This is a genomic window from Bradyrhizobium sp. Ken51, from assembly GCF_055807435.1.
Genome location: NZ_JBVVPB010000024.1, coordinates 92,980 through 112,238 on the forward strand (window position 1 = coordinate 92,980; position 19,259 = coordinate 112,238).

Consider the following 19,259-nt stretch of genomic DNA (forward strand, 5'->3'; position numbering starts at 1 on the left):
GTTAACACCCTGCCGTGACAGTTCCTGCGAAAGGGGATGCGTGGCCGGCCCTTTGCCTGCCGCCGTCGAAGATGACCAAAGCTGCGGTACCATTGTTGATTGTCCTGGGCGTGCTGATTGGCCTGTCCACGCACACCGTCGTCAATTGCGGGGACGAGGACGACCCGGACATCTGCTCGGCGGTGATCGGCTTCTCGCCGCTGCGCGGCTCGCTGATCGCTTTCGCCTATGAGGGGCGCGGACGGATCGCGCTGCGCCACGGCGACTGGCGGCGGGCGATCGCGGATTTCGACGAGGCCATCCACCTCAATCCCAACCGCGCCTCGCTCTATCGCGATCGGGCGCTGGCGCGCCGGCAGAACGGCGATCTCGAACTTGCCATCGAGGATTATGACGAGGCGATCGCGCATGATCCCAGGCACGCCGCGCCCTATCACCAGCGCGGTCTCGCGCTCGCCGCCACCGGCGATCTCGATCGCGCGATTCTGAGCTACAACACCGCGGTCCGCGTCGACCCGTCGGATGCGCAGTCTCGGCTCGACCGCGGCCTCGCCTTCCTTGCCCGCGGCCAAGCGGATGAGGCACGCGCCGATTTCGAGGCCGCGCTGGCACTGCCCGCCGGCAAGGATGCCCACACCCGCGATGCGGCGCGCGCTAAGCTCGCCGAACTGGCAAGCGCCGAGCCGACCCGCCTCGCCGCGCCAGGAAGGTAGAGATATCTGGAGCTGCGTGCGCCGCTGCAACCCTCTCCCCTTGTGGGAGAGGGTGGCTCGCCGGGAAGCGGCGAGACGGGTGAGGGGTATCTCTCCGCGCGTGAGCCTGCTGCGGTTGAAATCCGCGGAAACAACCCCTCATCCGGCGCTTCGCGCCACCTTCTCCCACAAGGGGAGAAGGAAGAAAGTGAGCGCTACTTCGCCTTCTTGGCTTTGGCCTTCTTCGCCTTCTTCACCGGCTTTTCCTTGGGCGCCTTCTTCTCCACCTTCACCGCGACCGGTGTGCTGGCGGCGATCCGCATCGACCGCGCGTAGCTGTCGGCGACGTTGTCGGCGGACATCTGCAGGCGCTTGGCGGCGGCGATGGCCTGCTCCATGGTGGTCTTGGCCATCATCTTGAAGCGGTCGCCAGTCTCCTTGCTCTTGGCCTTGGCCGCAAGGCCGTTGAATCGATCCCGCCGCTCCTTGGCGCGGGTCATCAGGCCCGTATGCAGCTGTCTGGCCAGTTGCCGGATCACGACATCCAGGTCGGCGTCCGCCATGTTGTTCTATCCTCTTCGAAAACAGTATCGATGCGGGCGGGACTATGCAGATCGGCCCCCACCTTGGCAATTCCCGGCCACGCGTCATCCGCAGCTTCCGGTGACCAAAACAAAAGAGCCGCGCTGTGCGCGCGGCTCTCGGGCTTGGTTTGGCGTTTTTAGCCTTACTTCAGCGAGGCGACTGGGCCGCTTGCCGCTGCCGGATCGGGGTCGAAGCCGAACACGCCGACCAGATATTTGTAATAGTCCGGCAACTTCTCCTTGAGCGCCTCGCGCGACTTCGGGTCGTGGAATTCGCTCTTCCCGGCCAGGAAGATGCTGGCGGTCACCGCAAAGAATTCCATGTGATTCTTCAGCGCATAGGATTCCTTGGGCAGGAGATCCTTGGACTTGGCGTAGGCGTAATAGCCGATCACGCCCTTGTTGGCGTAGCCGTCCGGCAACAGCCGCGCGTGGTAGGCGTGCAGCAACTCGTGCAGCAGCACGGCTTCCTTTTCGTACCGCATCATGTCCGGCCGCAGCATGATCACGCCGAGGCCGGAATCGACCGCGAGGTCGACGGCGTTCGGATTGCTCCAGCGCTGCTTGTTGGGGTCCCAGACCGTCAGCGTGCGGGGAGCGGTGCGCTGGATGTCAGGCGTGACCCGGCCGTAGCACGCGGTCGCGGCGCCTTCGTCGAGGCAGGCGAGTTCGCTGGCGATGATCGGGACGGTGCGGAAGAAGCGCAGCACGCGCGGCGAAAGGCCGGCTGCCTCGACCACGTCGATCTGGCTCTTCACATTGTCGGTGAGCTTGTCGACATCCTGGCGGTCGGAATTCTCCGACAGGTCGAACATGTAGCCGCGGTAGCTCTGGAAGCCCGGCGGTAACGCCTGCGCTGCGCCGGCGGACGCATCAAGCGGTCCGGCATGGGACGGATTGGCAAAGAGCGCGCCGACAATGGTCGCGGTCAGCAGCAACGCAATGCGCATGATGAACCCCCTGATGTCACTTCACGCGGCAGAATAAGCCGCCGTTGTTTGCGAAAAGTGAGTGGGGCGAGACTAAGGCAGCGATGTTGAGGCGTGCTTAACCGATGGTTGCAGATCGCTGAAGTCAATTAGTGCCGGGTTAACCAAGCGTGGATTGCCCGCGCGGTTCGGCGTAGCATGCGATCCGGGCACCGAGCCCCAAACCAGATAGCCGGAAGGGAGGATGCCATGTACGCCGCCATCCGTCAGGCCAAAGCGAAAAGCGGGAGCGCCGAAGAGCTGGCGCGCCGTATCAAGGAAGGCGCCGTTCCGATCATCAGCGACGTCGACGGCTTCCGTGCCTATTACGTCGTCTACGCCGGCGACGACACGGTCACGGCGATTTCGATCTTCGACAAGTTCGAGCAGGCGGAGGAGGCGAACAGGCGTGCGATCGCCTGGATCGAGAAGGATCTGGGCGCGCTGCTTGCAGGCGACGCCCGCGCCGCCGCGGGTCCGGTGATCGTGCATACGCTGGCGTGAAGCCTTCGTCATTGCGAGGAGCGGAGCGACGAAGCAATCCAGGCTGTCACTGCGGAGACAGTCTGGATTGCTTCGCTTTCCCTCGCAATTACGAGGAGGTTGTGCCCTCTCACAACTCCCGTGCATTCGAGAACGCAAAGCTCGACACCCGCCGCGTCGTCTCATCCAAAATCAGCGTGCGCGTGATCGGCGGCTCGGCGCGCTGGGCGCAGTTTTCCCGTTCGCAGAGACGGCAGTTGACGCCGATCGGCGTGCCCTCCGTTTTCTCCAGATCGATGCCGGCAGCATAGACCAGGCGCGCGGCGTGACGGATCTCGCAGCCGAGGCCGATGGCGAAGCGCGGCTGCGGCAGCGGGTGCGGCGCGACGGGGCGGCGCACCATCTGCGCGATCGAGAAATAGCGCGTGCCGTCCGACAGCTCGATGACCTGCTTCAGCAGGCGATCAGGCGTGTCGAAGGTCGAGTGCACGTTCCACAACGGACAAGTGCCGCCGAATTTCGAGAACGGGAACGTGCCCGATGAAAATCGCTTCGACACGTTGCCGGCATTGTCGACACGAAGCAGGAAGAACGGGATGCCGCGCGCGTTCGGCCGCTGCAGCGTCGTGAGCCGATGGCACACCTGCTCGAAGCCGGAATTGAAGCGCTGCGCCAGCAGATGGATGTCGTAGTTCAGCGCTTCCGCCGCAGCCAGAAAAGCCGGGTAAGGCATCATCACGGCGGCCGCAAAGTAGTTGCCGAGCGTGATGCGGAACAGGCGGCGCGGTGTGTCGTCGAGCGGCCCGGCGCGGCCGATGATGGTCTCCAGATGCTGCGCGCATTCAACCAGGCCGAGCTGAAAGGCGAGCTGGAACGCGCGGCCGGGCGGGTCGACCAGCTCGGAGATCAGGAGCTGGCGGCGGTGGCGGTCGAAGCGCCTCAGCGTCTCGCGCATCACGTCCACCGGCATGATGCGGGTCTGGATTGAATGCTTTTCGCGCAGCCGTGCCGCGAGCGCCGCGTAAAGCTCTTCGGCCGGCACGTTGAGCTCGTCGCGCAGAGTCTCCGCGGCCTGCTCGAGTTCCGGAAAGTAGTTGCGGTTGGCCTCGATCAACTCGCGGACGCGCTCGACCGGATTGGCCTCATAGCGGGTGCCGACGTCGCGGTCGGCCATTTGTGCCGCGGCCAGCGTCTCGCCCTGGCGGGCCTCGGTATAGGCGGCATAGAGCCGTTGCAGCGCATGGGTGACGCCGGGGCAAAGCTCGGCGAGATCGCGCAATTCCTGCTTGGGAACGTCGATCTGGCGGAACAGCGGGTCGGAGAAGATCTCGTTGAGTTCGGCGAAAAAGCGGTCCTCGTCGGCGGTCGCGAGGTCGCGCAGGTCGAGGTCGTAGGTTTCGGCCAGCCGCAGCAGGATCTGGGCGGTCACCGGACGCTGGTTACGCTCGATCAGGTTGACATAGCTCGGCGAGATCCCGAGCCCCTCGGCGATCTGGGTCTGCGACAGCCCCAATTGCTGCCGGATCCGCCGGAAGCGGGGGCCGACGAAGAGCTTCTTGCTGGAACCGGCGGGCATTCTCAGGTCTCCGGAGGTGGATCGAAGGCAGTCTTGCTGACCTATTTATTACAAGATTTACAAAGTGACATCTATTACAAGTACCGATGTTACATGACATCACCATTCAAATACAAGCCTACTATACGAGCTGAGCTTTCTCGCGTTTAGCTTCTGACACGCATCTCGCAATGCGTTGTCAAGAATGTCGATGGCTGGTGGCCATCGTCAGCGAAAGGATCAGGCACATGAACTACCAGCCCCGCGGCATCAGCACCCTCCAGGCCCCCGCCTCCTACCAGAGTGAGGTCGAGGCGGCCCGGTCGCTCCTAGAGACCCAGCCGACCTGGAACGGGGTGTCGGCCGAGGCCGTCGCCCGCATGCGCCTGCAGAATCGCTTCAAGACCGGCCTCGACGTCGCCCGCTACACCGCGGCGCTGATGCGGGCCGACATGGCCGCCTATGACGGCGACCCCACCAAGTACACGCAGTCGCTGGGCTGCTGGCACGGCTTTATCGCCCAGCAGAAGCTGATCTCGGTCAAGAAGCACTTCGGCAAGACCGATCGCACCTATTTGTATCTGTCCGGCTGGATGATCGCGGCGCTGCGTTCCGAGTTCGGCCCGCTGCCGGACCAGTCGATGCACGAGAAAACCTCGGTGCCGGCGCTGATCGAAGAGCTCTACACCTTCCTGCGTCAGGCCGATTCGCGCGAGCTGAACGATATCTTCCGCAACCTCGATAAGGCCCGCAAGGAAGGCGACAAGACCCGAGAGAAGGAGTTGATCGAGAAGATCGACAACTTCCAGACCCATGTCGTGCCCGTCATCGCCGACATCGACGCCGGCTTCGGCAATGCGGAGGCGACCTATTTGCTCGCCAAGAAGATGATCGAGGCGGGTGCCTGCGCGCTCCAGATCGAGAACCAGGTCTCGGACGAGAAGCAGTGCGGCCACCAGGACGGCAAGGTCACCGTGCCGCACGAGGTGTTCCTGGCCAAGATCCGGGCCTGCCGCCACGCCTTCCTCGAACTCGGCGTCGAAGACGGCATCGTCGTGACCCGTACCGACTCGCTCGGTGCCGGCCTGACCCAGCAGATCGCCGTCAGCCACAAGCCCGGTGACCTCGGCGACCAGTACAACAGCTTCCTGGATTGCGAGGAAGTGACGGCGGAGAACGCCCGCAATGGCGACGTCATCATCAACCGCAACGGCAAGATGATGCGTCCGAAGCGGCTGCCCTCCAATCTCTATCAGTTCCGCCCGGGCACCGGCGAAGACCGCTGCGTGCTGGACTGCGTCACCTCGCTGCAGAACGGCGCCGACCTGCTCTGGATCGAAACCGAGAAGCCGCATATCGAGCAGATCGCCAAGATGGTCGACCGGATCCGCAAGGTGGTTCCGAACGCGAAGCTGGCCTACAACAACTCGCCCTCGTTCAACTGGACGCTCAACTTCCGTTGGCAGGTCTACGACGCGATGAAGGAAGCCGGCCAAGACGTCAGCAAGTACAATCGCGCCGAGCTGATGAAGCCGGAATATGACGATACGCCGCTGGCGAAGGAAGCCGACGAGCGCATCCGTACCTTCCAGGCGGATTCGGCCAAGCGTGCCGGCATCTTCCACCACCTGATAACGTTGCCGACCTACCACACGGCGGCGCTCTCGACCGACAATCTGGCGAAGGAATATTTCGGCGACCAGGGCATGCTCGGCTATGTCAAGAACGTCCAGCGCGCCGAGATCCGTCAGGGTATCGCCTGCGCCAAGCATCAGAACATGGCCGGCTCCGACATCGGCGACGACCACAAGGAATACTTCGCCGGCGAGGCTGCCCTGAAGGCGGGCGGCGCCCACAACACGATGAACCAGTTCGGCTAACGCATCACGCTAATCGACAGGAGACTGACAATGACCAACAGCAATTTCTGGGTGATCGGCGGCGAGTTCGGCTCGATGAACTTCCACAAGCTGGTGGAAGGTTCGGCCCAGGTGCAGGGTCCGTTCAAGACCCGCAAAGAGGCCGAGGACGCCTGGCGCTCGGTCTCGGAAGAGAACCGCCACAAGGCGGGCGTCCGCTTCTCGATCGTGGAAGAGCCGTCGCGGGTCTCGGCCTGATAACCTGAATAAGACGTCCAAGGACGGAGGGTCCCATCCGGCGCAAGCCGGGTGGGACCGTCTGTTTTTGGCACAGGTGAACGGCCTGTGGGCACCGTAAGTAACTGGAATTGTAGGGCCTTTGCGGACACTTTGGTTGCTGATAGGTTAATCCGGCCAAGTGAGGACGAGGCCGCCAATGTCAGAGCCCGAGACCAGCGGGATCCATCCCAGCCAGCCGCGCCCGGTGCGGCTGCGCGATGCGCTGTTGCGGGCGCGGATCGAGGCCGCGGACCGGACCGGCGTCGTCGTCGATTTGCGCGATGCCGAGGTGGCGCGGCTCGAGATCCTCAACGATTCGCTCGATCCCCTGTTTGCGCAGGTGCCGGAGCAGATCGACCTGTTCGACCGCGGCATCAGCCAGGGCGATACGCCCAGGCTCTGGATCGACGTCGTCGCGCACATCTTGATGGGGCGCGACAAGCGGATGTACCGCTTCGTGCAGGACACCCGCTTCGGCCGCATCGTGCTCGCCGAATCGCACGACACGTCTGTCATCGTCGAGGCCGTGACCGATTACGTCGCGCGCCGCATGATCGAGCGCGAGCATGCGATGGTGGTCCCGCCCGAGCCGAAGCCCGACGTCGCGCCGCCGCGGCGCCGCTCGCGCCTCTGGCCATTCGTGTTCGGTTTTGTGCTCGGCGCCGCTGCGCTGTTCGGCGTTGCCGTGCTCGCGGCCCTGCGGAGCTGGTGAGGCGTCGTCATTGCGAGGATCCCGCGACAAAATTGCGAAGCAATTTTGCGCTGGCGACGAAGCAATCCAGGCTGCCTCCGCGGAGGGACTCTGGATTGCTTCGCCGCGCTCGCAATGACAGCGGTTTAAATCAACTTCACATGCTTGATCTGCCCGATCTGAAATCCGGCCCCCAGGCTCCGCACCGTCTGCTCGCAACGCCAGCCGATGTTGTCCTTCTCGATCGTGAACAGATTGTACGCCGCAGCCGGGGTGTGCCCGTGCGCGAGCGCGGAGGCCGAGGGCACGCCGATTGCGGGAATGTTGCCGTTGGATCCCTCGAACCACATCGTCGAATGAATGTGGTCGTGTCCGTGCAGGATCAGCTCGACGCCGTGGCGTTTCAAGACCGTCAGCAGCCCGGCCGAGTCAGTCATCCGCTTGTGACGCGCGCCGGACTTCAATGGATGATGCACCAGCAGCACGCGAAAGACGTCCTCGGCCGCGAGCTGCTCGAGCACCTCTTCGAGCGATGCGAGCTGATTGCGTCCGAGCGTGCCTGTCGCCATCAACGGCAAGGTGGGCACCGCCGTGGACAGGCTGATCAGCGCGAGCGGCCCGCGCCGGCGCAGGCTCGGAAAGCCGATACGGCCATCGTCACCCGCAAGATAGGGCGCGAATGTTTCGCCGAAGCGATGAGAGGTGGCGCGGACATAGGCGTCGTGATTGCCGGGAATCGTGGTGACGCGGTCGGGCGGACCGACGCCCTCGAGCCAGGCGCGCGCCGGCGCGAACTCCGCCTCCAGCGCGAGATTGACGAGATCGCCTGTGACCGCGATGTGGTCGGGACCTTGCGCCTTCACGTCGGCGACGAGTGCGTCGAGCACCTCGCGGCGCTGGTACTTGTGACGGTTGCGCGTCCAGTTGACGTAGCCGAGCGCGCGCTTGCCGGCGAGCTCGATCAACCGCGGCTTCGGCAGCGGCGGCAGATGCGGGTCGGATAGATGGGCGAGCGTGAAGGGGGCCATGGGGCGCGATTGCCTCGCTATTCGCCCGCTGTAATGGCAAGGTCGCAGGCTACGTGCAAGCGCGGCATCGAGGGAGCCCGATGGCGGAACGTCTGAACAGCGTCCGACGGAGATTCGAGCCGCTGCTGCGGCGAATCTTCCACGCCTATTTCCTGCTGGTCCGCGGCATGACGCTCGGCGTCCGCGCGGTGGTGCTGGATGCCGACACTAGGGTGTTCCTGGTCAGGCACAGCTACGTCACGGGCTGGTATCTGCCCGGCGGCGGCGTCGATCTCGGCGAGACCATGGAGCAGGCGCTGCGGCGCGAGCTCAAGGAGGAGGGGGATATCGATCTCACCGGCGACGCCGTGCTGCACGGCATCTTCCTCAACAGTCACGTCTCCCGCCGCGACCATGTCGCGGTCTACGTCGTCAGGCAGTTCAAGCAGGATCGCCTGCCCGCGCCCAACCACGAGATCGCCGAGTGCGGGTTCTTCGCGGTCACCGCGCTGCCCGAGGGGACCACGCCCGGCACGCGGCTGCGGATCGCGGAAGTGCTGGACGGCAAGCCCTTGATTGCGACGTGGCGATGATGGCGGCCTGTGCTAGTAAATCGCCGCGCCTGCGGTGTCGGCGCAGGGACGAGGGATGAAGATTGTCTGAATCGACAAGGCCATGGCCGTTTCGGGTCGCCGTGCTGGTGCCCTGCTACAATGAAGAAGCCGCCGTCGCGACGGTCGTCGCCGATTTCCGCAAGGCGCTGCCTGCGGCCGAGGTCTACGTGTACGACAACAATTCGACCGACCGTACCGCGGCGGTCGCGCGCGAGGCCGGAGCGATCGTGCGCAGCGAACGGCGCCAGGGCAAGGGCCACGTCGTACGCCGCATGTTCGCGGACATCGAGGCCGACATCTACGTGCTCGTCGATGGCGATGCGACCTACGACGCGCCGAGCGCCTCGCGCATGATCGACCAGCTCCTCGATGAGCATCTGGATATGGTTGTCGGTCTGCGTGTCGATCAATCGCAAGCGGCCTACCGGCGCGGTCATCGCATCGGCAACCGGCTGTTCACCGGTTTCCTGGCATCGACCTTCGGCCACGCCTTCAAGGACATCCTGTCCGGTTACCGCGTGTTCTCGCGCCGCTTCGTCAAATCCTTTCCGGTCCTGTCCGGCGGCTTCGAGATCGAGACCGAGTTCGCGGTCTATGCGCTGGAATTGTCGCTGCCGGTCGCCGAGGTCGAGACGCCCTATTACGCGCGCCCGGAAGGCTCCTACTCCAAGCTCAATACGTGGCAGGATGGGTTGCGCATCTTCAACACGATGCTGAAGCTCAACCGGTCGGAGCGGCCGCTGCGGTTCTTTTCGGCGATCGGCATCGTCTTCGCGCTGCTGTCGATTGCTTTCGGGCTGCCGGTCGTGATCACCTTCCTCGAAACCGGCCTCGTCCCGCGCCTACCGACCGCCGTGCTCTCCATGGGTCTGATGATCATGGCGCTGCTTTCGGCTTCGTCGGGGCTCGTGCTCGACACCGTGACGCGCGGGCGGCGGGAAATGAAGATGCTCGCCTACCTGTCCCAGCCGCCGCTCGGGAGGACTTGAAATTGCCCCCGGGGCCGAGCGCAATCCCATGGACCGCTGCCCTCCAAGGTGATATCCCGCCGACGCGATGAACGATCTCTCCCTCACCATCCGGTCCGAAGCCGCCGGCGATGCTCAGGCGATCGAGCGGCTGCACGAACGCACCTTCGGGCCCGGCCGCTTCGTGCTCAGCGCATACCGCATCCGCGAGCATGTGGATCATGTGCTCGATCTATCCTTCACCGCCCGCGTCGGTACGTTGCTGGTCGGATCCGTCCGGCAATTGCCGATTTGCGTCGGCGACACGCCGGCGCTGCTGCTCGGGCCCCTGACGGTCGAGCCTCCGTTCCGCAGCCGCGGCGTCGGCCGGCTGCTGCTCGAGCGCGCGCTGAAGGATGCGAAGGCGCAGGGCCATCGCCTGGTGCTGCTGGTCGGCGACGAGCCCTATTACAGTCGCGTCGGCTTCAAGCAGGTCGCCAAGGGGCGCGTCACCATGCCGGGCCCGGTCGATTACAGCAGGCTCCTCGTCATCGAGCTCGTCGAGGGCGCGTTCGAAGGGGTATCGGGTCCGGTCGGCCCCGACTGGAGCAAGGCGCGAACCTGACGCGCCATCGCTTCGAAGCTCACATGAAGGTAGGGCAGTGCCGGTCGATCAGCAATATTACCGGGAGGTGGCGTCCGGGAGCACGGCGGAAAAGCTGCTGATCGCGGCGCGCGACCGCATCTTCCAGGATTTCATCGCCCGGATGCAGCCGTCTGCCTCGGACGAGATCCTGGATGTCGGCGTGTCCGACGTCATCAACGACGGCGCCAACGTGCTAGAGCGAAGCTACCCGCATCAGCACAAGATCACGGCCTGCGGGCTTGGCGAAGGAATCGAATTCAAGGCGGCTTTTCCGCTTTGCCGTTACGTGCAGATCGAACCGAATACACGGCTGCCGTTTGACGACAATGCGTTCGATGTCGCGACGTCCAATGCCGTGCTCGAGCACGCCGGAAGCCATCGAAATCAGGTGCTCCTGGTCGAGGAGCTTTGCCGCGTCGCACGGCGGGTGTTCATCACGGTGCCCAACAGGTTCTTTCCGGTCGAGCACCACACGGCCATCCCGCTGGCGCACTATCTGGATGGCACCTTCAGGATCGCCTGCAGGATCGCCGGCAAGTCGGAATGGACCGACCACCAAAACCTGATTCTGATGACGCGAAAACGGCTGCTGGAGCTCGCCGCGCTGGTTGCCAAATCTGCGAGTGCCAAGTCGTCCAACTCTAAGTCCGCGGCCGTGGGCTACACCGGTCTGTCGCTCGGCCCGCTATCGTCCAATCTCTATCTTGCATTCCGCTGAAGCAGCGACGCCTCCCCGCAGCATGATCCCGATGAACAAAATCCACGCCAGCAAAGCCGTCTTCGCCGTCTTGTTTCTCGCGGTGCTGGTCGGCCATTTCTGGACCATGATGCGATGGAATGAGGCGCGCGGCGTCTATGACGACATCTGCTACCTCAGGCAGGCGCATCTGTTCCAGAGGTTCGGGCTTGTGGAGGGCTTCGACACCAGCCTCGCCCGCGACGACGACGGCTATCAGAAAGCAAAGCTGAAGGAGATCGGCTACCCCGACTGGAACGATACGACCGCTGCGCCCTGTCACAATCTGATGCCGGCCACGGGGAAGGTCGTCATTCAATACCCGCCGGGTGTCGGCCTCGTCTTGGCGTTGTTTCCGCCGGGTCACCAGGTCGTGCCCATGTACATGCTGGCGACCATTGTCGTCCTCGGCTTGGCGCTGTTTGCCCTTTCTCTCGCGCGCAGCATGAGGTCGGTCTTGATGGCCGGGACGTTCGGCTGTCTTGCGATCTACCTGATGGTCAATCCGGTCAAGGCGAGCTATTCGATGGCCCCGACCGTCGTCGTGTGCGCGCTCGCAGGATGTCTCACGGCGCGATGGCTGGCGGGCCCGCGATCCCAACCTAATATCTGGCTGCTGGCGCCCATCGGTTTCCTGCTCGGACTGACCGTCGATTTCCGGTTGGCCAATCTCTTCCTGGCGTCCGGCTATGGCCTGTTTCTCCTCGTCGCGTTCCTTTTGGATCGGACGTTGTCCCGGTTCTTGCAAGGGGTCGTGTTCGGCGTCGCATTGCTGGCCGGCGTGATCCCGACCATCGTCTCTTACGCCGTCAACGCCGGCAGTCCATTCGCGTCGACCTATGGCAACAACCCCGATGTCAGGCCGCTGGATTTTTCGTTCGCGGTGGTCCGGGACTACCTCGCCGATCCGCTCCAGACTTTGCTGATCGTCATCGGAATTGTGGGCTCGATCTGGCTGTTGCGGCAGGCGAACGGCATTCGTCGCGTCGTCGCGCTGCTCACGTTGGCCAATCTGGCGCTCAACCTCGCCTTCTTCTTCACCTATCCGATCGCGACGCCATACTACACGATCCCCATTTCTCTCCTGACATTGTGGACCCTGCTGTTTGCCGTGCTGTTTCAGGAGGCGGCAGAGCACGCCCCTGAAACAGCCGCTTTCAGCCAACGCGCGATGAAGTCCGGCTAGCTATCGCGCTTTCAGAACTTGAAGTTCGCAAACGCCCGCACGCCGATGCCGGGCATCAACACCTCGTCCTTGGTGTAGGACACCGAGTTGCGGATGTTCTCGTTGAGGAGATTGTTGCCGACGAGGCCGGCGATCATCTCGCGCGCACCGAATGCATTCGGATTGAGCTTGGTCTTGTAGCTGACCTCGGCCTTCAGCAAATTGTAGCCCGCCGTCGGCGTCTCCGCGATCACGGCGACGTTGTTCTGAGCGAAGGCGTGCAACAGATTGACGCGCATCAGCCAATTGCCGTCGCGCCAGAACACGCCGCCGCCCAGTCTCACCGGCGGAATTCGCGGCACGTTGGTGCCGTCGGTGAAGGTGGCACGGACCACGTCGAACTGGTTCTCGATGCCCCAGATGCCGCCCTGGAATGCACCGACGTCGAGCTGCGACTGGAATTCGCCGCCGCGGAAGTTCGCGTCCCGCTGCGAATAGACCGCCTGGTTCACCTCGGCGCCGGGTGTGCCGCATGAGGCAAAGTCGTCGTCGCACATCACGCCGGTGAGACGGCGATAGATGAAGTTGTTGAAGTGCGTGTAGTAAACGGTCGCCTCGAACCGGAACGGCCCCGTCGCCTTGCGCAGGCCGACCTCGGCGGACTTCGCGGTCTCGATGCCGAGGTTGGGGTTGCCGATGTCGAAGGTCGCGGTCGCATCATGCGCGCCGCGCGAGAACAGCTCGGCCGCCTTCGGCGCGCGCTCGACATATTGCGCGGTGATGCTGCCGACCAAGCCGCCCGGCAGGTCCTGCAACAGGCCGATGCTGCCGCTCTTCGGCGTGAAGGACGGATTACGGCCGATACCCGCCTGCGGCGTGCCGTCGGGCAGGAAGTCCGCGGGAAAATCCGGCGTCGTGCCGTGCAGCTCGACATGTTCGATGCGGCCGGCGATCTGCGCCCGTGTCGCGTCCGTGAACTTGAACTCGTTGAAGGCGTATCCAGCAACGCGCGTGCTGTTGTTCGGGTCCCACAGGCCGTTGAACAGCGTGCCCGGATTGTCCGGGCTCGGCGCGCTCAATTCCTGATGGCCGACCTGGAAGCCCAGCGCCGTCGTCACCTCGGCGAAGCGTGCGTTGAACGGCATCAGCTGCACCTCGGTGCGGATCTCCTGCTCCTTGTTAGTGAAGGTCTGCCGCACGCCGTCGCTGGTGGGATCGGCAGGATCGGCAAGCCCAATCTCGTTGTGCCGATAGTCGGTCGCACCGGCCCAGAAGCGAACGACGTCGATCGCCGTAGCGTCGGGATGGTACTCGCCCTTGACGTTGATCTTGGTCTGGTGACCGTCGATCCGCGTGTTGTGGTCGGCGCCGTCGATGCCGGGAATGTGGTAGAGCGAGTCGTTCTGCGTGATCGCCGCGCCGATATAGCCGCCTTGGAAAAAGTAGGAGCCGCCGATCGAGGCGCCGTCCGAGCGTGTCGCCGAATTGGGCTGGCGTCCGTTGGCGACGGTCCGCGTCTGGTCATTCAGGTACGGGTAGCTCGGGATGCTGTAGTCGGTGGTGTTGCGCCCGTAGACGTCGGCATGGAACGCAAAATTGCCGCCGCCGGTGTCGAGCAGCACGCCACTTTCGACGCCGCGGTCGACCGAGCTGAACGCGCTACGGGTCTCGGCGGTGACGCAAGGCGACGTCGCGGCCGCTGCGAGCGGCGCCTTGGTTGGCATGCCGTAGGTCTGGAACGACGGAGCGCAGTTCGGCAGCGCGTCGGGAATCCGGTTGTTGGTGGCGCTGACGACGCCGCCGATCGAGGTCGAACCGTAGCGCAGCGCAGCCGGCCCGCGCACCACCTCGACCTGGTTGGTCGCGAGCGGATCGATCGGGACGAAGTGATCCTCGCCGAGGTCGGAGGCGCCGCCGGAATTGGTGCCGTTCTCGACGATGCCGACGCGGTTGACGTCTAACCCCCGGATGATCGGCCGGCTGGAGGCGCCCGGCGCAAAGCTCGAGCCGGTGATGCCGGGCTTCGAGAACAGGAGATCGCCGAGCTGGCCGCCGCCTTCGCGGCGGATCTCCTCATTCGGCACCACCGTGACCGTCGCGAACTGGTTGGTGACGATCGGCAGCACGCCCTGCTGAGGTGCGGCCGGCGTGGAGGCTGCCGGCGTGGCGTCCGCGGTGCGCTCGTGGCTGCGGGCTCGCGCGGTTCGCGTGGGGCGGCCCGGATTGCGGTTCGGCACCACGGCCCTGCGTACGATGGGGCTCGGAGCCGTCACGGTGACGGCGGGGATCTCGGTCGATGATTTATCCTCGGCGAGCGCCGAGGTGGCGGCGCCGAGCAGGAGCAGGCTTGCTCCACCTAGACGCTGCGCGCGCCGCAATTTGAATGACATGGTCCTGATTCCAGTCAGGCGCCGTCCGCAAGTTCGTCTGCTGATCGGAGGCGGCCTGCCGTCGCTGCGCGACGGAATTCGACTTCAACGTCTCCCGGGCATGCGCCTGAAAGCGGCGAGCCTGGGCGTGATCAAGCGATGTTGGAAGTCAGGACGCGGGAGGGGCGCGCGGCTGGAATGCCGTGCCGGCCGATTTCAGATGGACGAATTCGGCGTCGGTGGTGCGGTAGAGCAGGTCAATTGCCTGCGGCAGCAACAACACAGGCGGCGCCGCGAACATGACGGTGCCGGCCATCGCAACCAATGCGCAGATCGCGCAATTGTCCTCGCCCGGGTGCTCCCTGTCCGGAGCCAACGGCGATTGCCTCTCGATCGCAGCGCGGTCGATCGAAGCGAGACTTTGGTTGCTGTCGGTCTGCTGCAGCGAGGATTGGGCAAGGGGAGCGGCCTGGGCGAACCAATGGCTGTGGCCGAACGTCAGCGCGAACTGCACCAGCATCGCGAAGATCGCGAGCCGGGCGCCGTGCCTGATATTCGACCGGAACCATTTCATCCGAAAACGCCACCCCACATCGCGAGGCATCATCCCCTGATCCCGCGACGTTATAATGTAACATCGCCCGATCGGTCTGCGGATGTCAACTGCTGTCGAGCCGACCTGCGCCAGCCGGCTCCTCGATGTGTTGTGCGGGCAACTGAAGGCCTACGGCATCAGAGCTTTTTGCTCTGGAGCCAGGTGCGAATGGCCTCGATGTGTTCTGCCTTGCGCTCCAGCGGCAGCCAATGTCCTGCGGGCATGCTCGTCACGGTCAGGTTCGGGCAGGCGGCGCGCATCGGGTCACCTTGGCGATTTCCGGTGATGCTGCAGATCTGATCAAAGTCGCCGTTAACGAACAGCACCGGCTGCGACAGGCGGCCGCCATTGGGTGCCTTGCGCGCATAGGCGATGTTGGCGTCGTCGTTCAGGTACCACGCGCAGGATGGGCGGAAGCCATGAGCCTTGAACGTCTGCACCAGCACGTCGAAGTCCGCCGGCGGCCAGAGAGCCGGATCGGGCTCAGTCGGCGGAGCGCGGTGCACGGCGCCAAAGCGTCCTCCATTGCGCGTGACCATCGCATTCGGCGAAACCTTGCCGATGCCGGCGGGGTCGCCTGGCCGAAAGATCGACGCCAACGATGCTGCCAGATCTGCATCGAGATCGGCGACTGCCGCCTCGAAGTGCGTGTTGTAGTAGCGGTAGTAATCCCATTGGCCGTCCGGATATTGGTCAACCGGATAAATCGTTCGGTCGACCAGCGGGACGACTGTGCGCATGGCGTGCCCGTCGGGTTGATACGCCAGTGAGGTCAGCACGACGCCGCGGCTGCGCCTTGGCTGATGCGCGACCAACTGACCAACCACAACACAGCCCCAGTCGTGACCGACCCAGATCGCAGGCTTGCCGCCAAGGTGATCATGGAGTTCGACCATGTCCGTCACGATTTCCTCGATGGTATAGGCGTCGTTGGCTGCAGGCGTGGAAGAGCCGCCGTAGCCGCGCAGATCGGGAGCGACGCAGTGCCAACCGTCGGCGGCAAACGCGTCCATCTGAGCGCGCCACATCAAACCGATGCTCGGCCAGCCATGGACGAAGATCATCAACGGTCCGTCGGCCGGCCCGCACTCGATGTAGCGCGTTGTCTGACGAGGCGAGCTGAACGTGCGCTGATCGAGCGTTAGTTCGGCTCCAGAACCGATCGGTTGAAGTGGGTCTGTCATTGTCGAACTCCGCTTCTCACCGAACGCTCGCACTCTTTGAGTGCTGCGAAGGCTGCGTCCAGAACTGCTCTTGCCGCGGGGGCGATGCCTGGACAGGGACACGCCTGCCCAGGGCCGAGGAAGAACCGCCTCCAGATTTCACAACGCGCTACATTCGACCGAGTTCGGGGGCGAAGGCGCTCTGGAGCTTCCGGCGAAGAAGGGGCGATGGGGGTTATCCGACTAACGGAAGCGAAGGGAGGCGCGTAAGCCGCCTAGCGCCCCTCGCGCATCCACGTCGCAGCAAACGCGCCAAGCAGCAGCAGCAGCCCGATCAGGCCGGCAAAGATCGGCAGCACGCCGACGCCCTTCACGACGCTGGCGTCGCGCATCCGCACGCCCATCCAGCCGTCACCATGGAAGACGCTCGCCGAGCGGACCGGCAGGATGCGCGGCAGCTCGACGCTGGCGCCGTCGACCACGCGCACGGCGTCACCGCCGGTCGCCTGGGTCAGCGGCTTCAACGTGTCGACGGTGGAGGTGACTTCCGAAAACTCCTTCGGATTGGTCGGGCCGACATTGATCAGCGCCTTCAGCGTGCCGTCGGTGGCCTGCCACAGGCCGAGCTCGCTCGCCGGCAGGCTGGCGCGCCATTCGCCGGGATCGCCGGCTGCAAGCGTCAGGTCGCGCGACACGCCCGACGGCGAGGTCACGCTCACCGGCTGAACGCTGTCCGCCATGGTCTGGCGCACCACCACGAGATTCTTGCCCTGCACCTGCAGGCGCAACGCTTCCTCGTCCAGATCAGGCTGCTTCATCAGCCAGTGCGACATCCGCCGCAACAGGTCGAGATGCGGGCCGCCGCCTTCATAGCCGCGCGCCCACAGCCAGATGTGGTCGGAGAGCAGCAGTGCGACGCGGCCCTCGCCGAAACGCGACAGGAACAGCAGCGGCTTACCGTCGACGCCCGTCATGACGGGCGGGTTGACCGCATTGCGGGTGTCGACGGTGCGGAAGAATCGGCTCCAGCGCGGCGGCTCGGAGGCCGAACCCTCGAGGCCGCGCGTGACGGGATGGCGTTTGCCGACGTCGGACAGATGCGCGTAGAACGGCTTTTCCGTCACCCCGACCGGTTCGGCCGGCAGCACCGAATCCAGCGGCGTGCGCCAGATGCTGGTGTTGGAGGCGTAATCGGGGCCGGCCGAGACCAGCACCGCGCCGCCGGAACGCACGTAGCGTGCGATGTTGTCGAAATAGGCGATCGGCAGCACGCCCTGGCGGGCATAGCGGTCGAAGATGATCAGCTGGAATTCGTTGATCTTCTGCTGGAACAGCTCGCGGGTCGGAAACGCGATCAGCGACAATTCGTTGATCGGCGTGCCGTCCTGCTTCTCCGGCGGCCGCAGAATGGTGAAGTGGACAAGATCGACGCTGGCATCGGATTTGAGCAGGTTGCGCCAGGTGCGCTCGCCGGAATGCGGCTCGCCCGAGACCAGCAGCACGCGCAGCTTGTCGCGCACACCGTCGATGGCGACGACGGCGCGGTTGTTCACCGGCGTCAATTCCCGCTCGAGCGGCGAGGCCTCGATCTCGACGATGTTCGGCCCGGAATGCTTGATGTCGACTTCGACGCTTGCCGCCTGGCCGCTCGAAAGCGTGCGCTCGTTGATGACCTCGCCGTCCCTGCGGACCGTGACCTTGGCGCGCTCGCCGCTGACGCCCTGGTCGTCGAGGCGGTAGGTGATGGTCTGGGGCTGTCCGACGATGCCGAAGCGCGGAGCAGCGATGACCGCGATACGGCGGTCGCGCTCGTCTTTTTGCCCGGTGATCAGCGCGTGCACCGGCGCCTGGAAGCCGAGCCCGGCAGCGTTGGCCGGAATGTCGTGAACGCGGCCGTCGGTGATCAGGAACGCACCGGCGACGCGGTCGACCGGCACGTCGGACAAGGCCGAGGCCAACGCCCCGAACAGCTTTGTGCCGTCGGTCTCGCCGTCGGCCTGTCCGGCATCGACGACGCGGACCTCGAGCCCCTTGATCTTCTTCAGGCTGTCGACCAGCGCTTCCTGCGCCTGAGCGGCCTCGCGATTGCGATTGCCGAAATTCTGGCTCGGGCTCTTGTCGACGACGATGGCGGCGACCGAGGTGAGCGGATCGCGGTCCTCGCGGGTGAAGGAGGGGTTGGCGAGCGCCAGCAGGAACAGCGCCAACGCGGCCACGCGCACGGCAGCGCCGCGCGCCCGCGCCAGCAGCAGCACGATCGCGATGACGACGATCGCGGCCAGCGCGATCCACAGGACGATCGCGGGAACCAGCGGCGTGAATGCGATGCCGTAATTCATATAGATCCTACTGCCCCAGCCGTTCGATCAGAGCCGGTGCGTGCACCTGGTCGGCCTTGTAGTTGCCGGTCAGCGTGTACATCACGATGTTGGCGCCGGCGCGGTAGGCGAATTCGCGCTGGCGGGGGTCGCCGCCGGTCACCGGCAGCATGGCCTGGCCGTCGGGCCGCACGGCCCAGGCGCCGGCAAGGTCGTTCGAGGTGATGATGATCGGTGAGACGCCGTCGCCGCCGCGCGCCGGCCGCTGCGCGCTGTCCTCGTCCTCTTCGCGCGGCAAGGTCTCGACCCAGGTCTGGCCGGTGGTGAAGCGGCCGGGGAAGTCGCGCAAGAGGAAGAAGGTCTTGGTCAGCACGTGCTCGCGCGGCACCGGCTCCAGCTCGGGGACGTCGAGCGAGGACAGGATCTCGCGGAGCGTCTGCATGGCCGGGGTCTGCGCGGCGCCGTTGGCGCCGGGCGGCGCTTCGACCGCGTCGCGAGTGTCGAACAGCACGGTGCCGCCCTGCTTCATGTAGGCGTCGATCTTGTTGATGGCGTCCCGCGACGGCTTGGGCGCGCCGGGCACGATCG

Annotated in this window: 19 protein-coding genes; 10 read left to right on the plus strand and 9 right to left on the minus strand. The window is 64.8% G+C overall.

Features of this window, described 5'->3' with window-relative positions:
* Positions 1-71: 71 nt before the first annotated feature.
* A complete protein-coding gene (locus AC0L27_RS30770; RefSeq protein ID WP_354209138.1) occupies positions 72-713 on the plus strand; it encodes a tetratricopeptide repeat protein in 642 nt (213 codons plus the stop codon).
* Positions 714-907: 194 nt separating this feature from the next.
* On the opposite strand, the gene AC0L27_RS30775 is transcribed toward AC0L27_RS30770, so the two are convergent.
* Together AC0L27_RS30775 and AC0L27_RS30780 are read right to left on the minus strand one after the other, a co-directional pair.
* Complete coding sequence (locus AC0L27_RS30775; protein WP_275171496.1) at positions 908-1,255, minus strand: hypothetical protein; 348 nt, start codon at positions 1,253-1,255, stop codon at positions 908-910.
* Between the two features lie 164 nt (positions 1,256-1,419).
* On the minus strand, positions 1,420-2,226 hold the full coding sequence (locus AC0L27_RS30780) for a hypothetical protein (RefSeq protein ID WP_354209137.1): 807 nt from the start codon (positions 2,224-2,226) through the stop codon (positions 1,420-1,422).
* 228 nt (positions 2,227-2,454) lie between these two features.
* On the opposite strand from AC0L27_RS30780, the gene AC0L27_RS30785 reads away from it, so the two are divergent.
* Entirely contained in the window at positions 2,455-2,748 is a 294-nt protein-coding gene (locus tag AC0L27_RS30785) for an antibiotic biosynthesis monooxygenase (protein ID WP_007607017.1), read from the plus strand.
* 109 nt (positions 2,749-2,857) lie between these two features.
* Here the strand turns inward: AC0L27_RS30785 and AC0L27_RS30790 are convergent, their stop codons facing one another.
* On the minus strand, positions 2,858-4,303 hold the full coding sequence (locus AC0L27_RS30790; protein WP_275171499.1) for a helix-turn-helix domain-containing protein: 1,446 nt from the start codon (positions 4,301-4,303) through the stop codon (positions 2,858-2,860).
* A 227-nt stretch (positions 4,304-4,530) separates the two neighbouring features.
* Here AC0L27_RS30790 and AC0L27_RS30795 point away from each other — a divergent pair, with 227 nt between their 5' ends.
* From AC0L27_RS30795 to AC0L27_RS30805, 3 genes are all read left to right on the plus strand, one after another.
* A complete protein-coding gene (locus AC0L27_RS30795) occupies positions 4,531-6,162 on the plus strand; it encodes an isocitrate lyase (RefSeq protein WP_354209135.1) in 1,632 nt (543 codons plus the stop codon).
* A gap of 30 nt (positions 6,163-6,192) precedes the next feature.
* Entirely contained in the window at positions 6,193-6,399 is a 207-nt protein-coding gene (locus AC0L27_RS30800; protein WP_007595122.1) for a DUF4170 domain-containing protein, read from the plus strand.
* 178 nt (positions 6,400-6,577) lie between these two features.
* Complete coding sequence (locus AC0L27_RS30805) at positions 6,578-7,132, plus strand: hypothetical protein (RefSeq protein ID WP_354057305.1); 555 nt, start codon at positions 6,578-6,580, stop codon at positions 7,130-7,132.
* A 125-nt stretch (positions 7,133-7,257) separates the two neighbouring features.
* On the opposite strand, the gene AC0L27_RS30810 is transcribed toward AC0L27_RS30805, so the two are convergent.
* A complete protein-coding gene (locus AC0L27_RS30810) occupies positions 7,258-8,139 on the minus strand; it encodes a metallophosphoesterase family protein (RefSeq protein WP_354057303.1) in 882 nt (293 codons plus the stop codon).
* A gap of 80 nt (positions 8,140-8,219) precedes the next feature.
* Between AC0L27_RS30810 and AC0L27_RS30815 the strand changes: the two genes are divergently transcribed.
* From AC0L27_RS30815 to AC0L27_RS30835, 5 genes are all read left to right on the plus strand, one after another.
* The gene (locus tag AC0L27_RS30815; protein ID WP_354209134.1) at positions 8,220-8,711 is read left to right on the plus strand and encodes an NUDIX domain-containing protein; all 492 of its coding nucleotides are present in this window, start codon (positions 8,220-8,222) and stop codon (positions 8,709-8,711) included.
* 62 nt (positions 8,712-8,773) lie between these two features.
* Positions 8,774-9,721: a glycosyltransferase family 2 protein gene (locus AC0L27_RS30820; RefSeq protein WP_354209133.1), complete on the plus strand. Its 948-nt coding sequence runs from the start codon at positions 8,774-8,776 to the stop codon at positions 9,719-9,721.
* Between the two features lie 67 nt (positions 9,722-9,788).
* Complete coding sequence (locus AC0L27_RS30825) at positions 9,789-10,304, plus strand: GNAT family N-acetyltransferase (protein WP_354209132.1); 516 nt, start codon at positions 9,789-9,791, stop codon at positions 10,302-10,304.
* A gap of 37 nt (positions 10,305-10,341) precedes the next feature.
* A complete protein-coding gene (locus AC0L27_RS30830) occupies positions 10,342-11,043 on the plus strand; it encodes a methyltransferase domain-containing protein (RefSeq protein ID WP_354209131.1) in 702 nt (233 codons plus the stop codon).
* Between the two features lie 31 nt (positions 11,044-11,074).
* A complete protein-coding gene (locus AC0L27_RS30835) occupies positions 11,075-12,247 on the plus strand; it encodes a hypothetical protein (RefSeq protein WP_354209130.1) in 1,173 nt (390 codons plus the stop codon).
* An 11-nt stretch (positions 12,248-12,258) separates the two neighbouring features.
* Here the strand turns inward: AC0L27_RS30835 and AC0L27_RS30840 are convergent, their stop codons facing one another.
* From AC0L27_RS30840 to AC0L27_RS30860, 5 genes are all read right to left on the minus strand, one after another.
* Complete coding sequence (locus tag AC0L27_RS30840) at positions 12,259-14,616, minus strand: TonB-dependent receptor (RefSeq protein ID WP_354209129.1); 2,358 nt, start codon at positions 14,614-14,616, stop codon at positions 12,259-12,261.
* Positions 14,617-14,764: 148 nt separating this feature from the next.
* Positions 14,765-15,169: a DUF2946 domain-containing protein gene (locus AC0L27_RS30845; protein WP_275171809.1), complete on the minus strand. Its 405-nt coding sequence runs from the start codon at positions 15,167-15,169 to the stop codon at positions 14,765-14,767.
* 158 nt (positions 15,170-15,327) lie between these two features.
* Positions 15,328-16,254 carry an alpha/beta fold hydrolase gene (locus tag AC0L27_RS30850; protein ID WP_354256342.1) on the minus strand — a complete coding sequence of 309 codons (927 nt, stop codon included), beginning with the start codon at positions 16,252-16,254 and terminating at the stop codon, positions 15,328-15,330.
* A 374-nt stretch (positions 16,255-16,628) separates the two neighbouring features.
* On the minus strand, positions 16,629-18,692 hold the full coding sequence (locus tag AC0L27_RS30855) for a hypothetical protein (protein WP_354209127.1): 2,064 nt from the start codon (positions 18,690-18,692) through the stop codon (positions 16,629-16,631).
* Between the two features lie 7 nt (positions 18,693-18,699).
* Positions 18,700-19,259: DUF4159 domain-containing protein (locus tag AC0L27_RS30860; protein ID WP_473321457.1), on the minus strand; the 560-nt coding region annotated here is incomplete at its 5' end.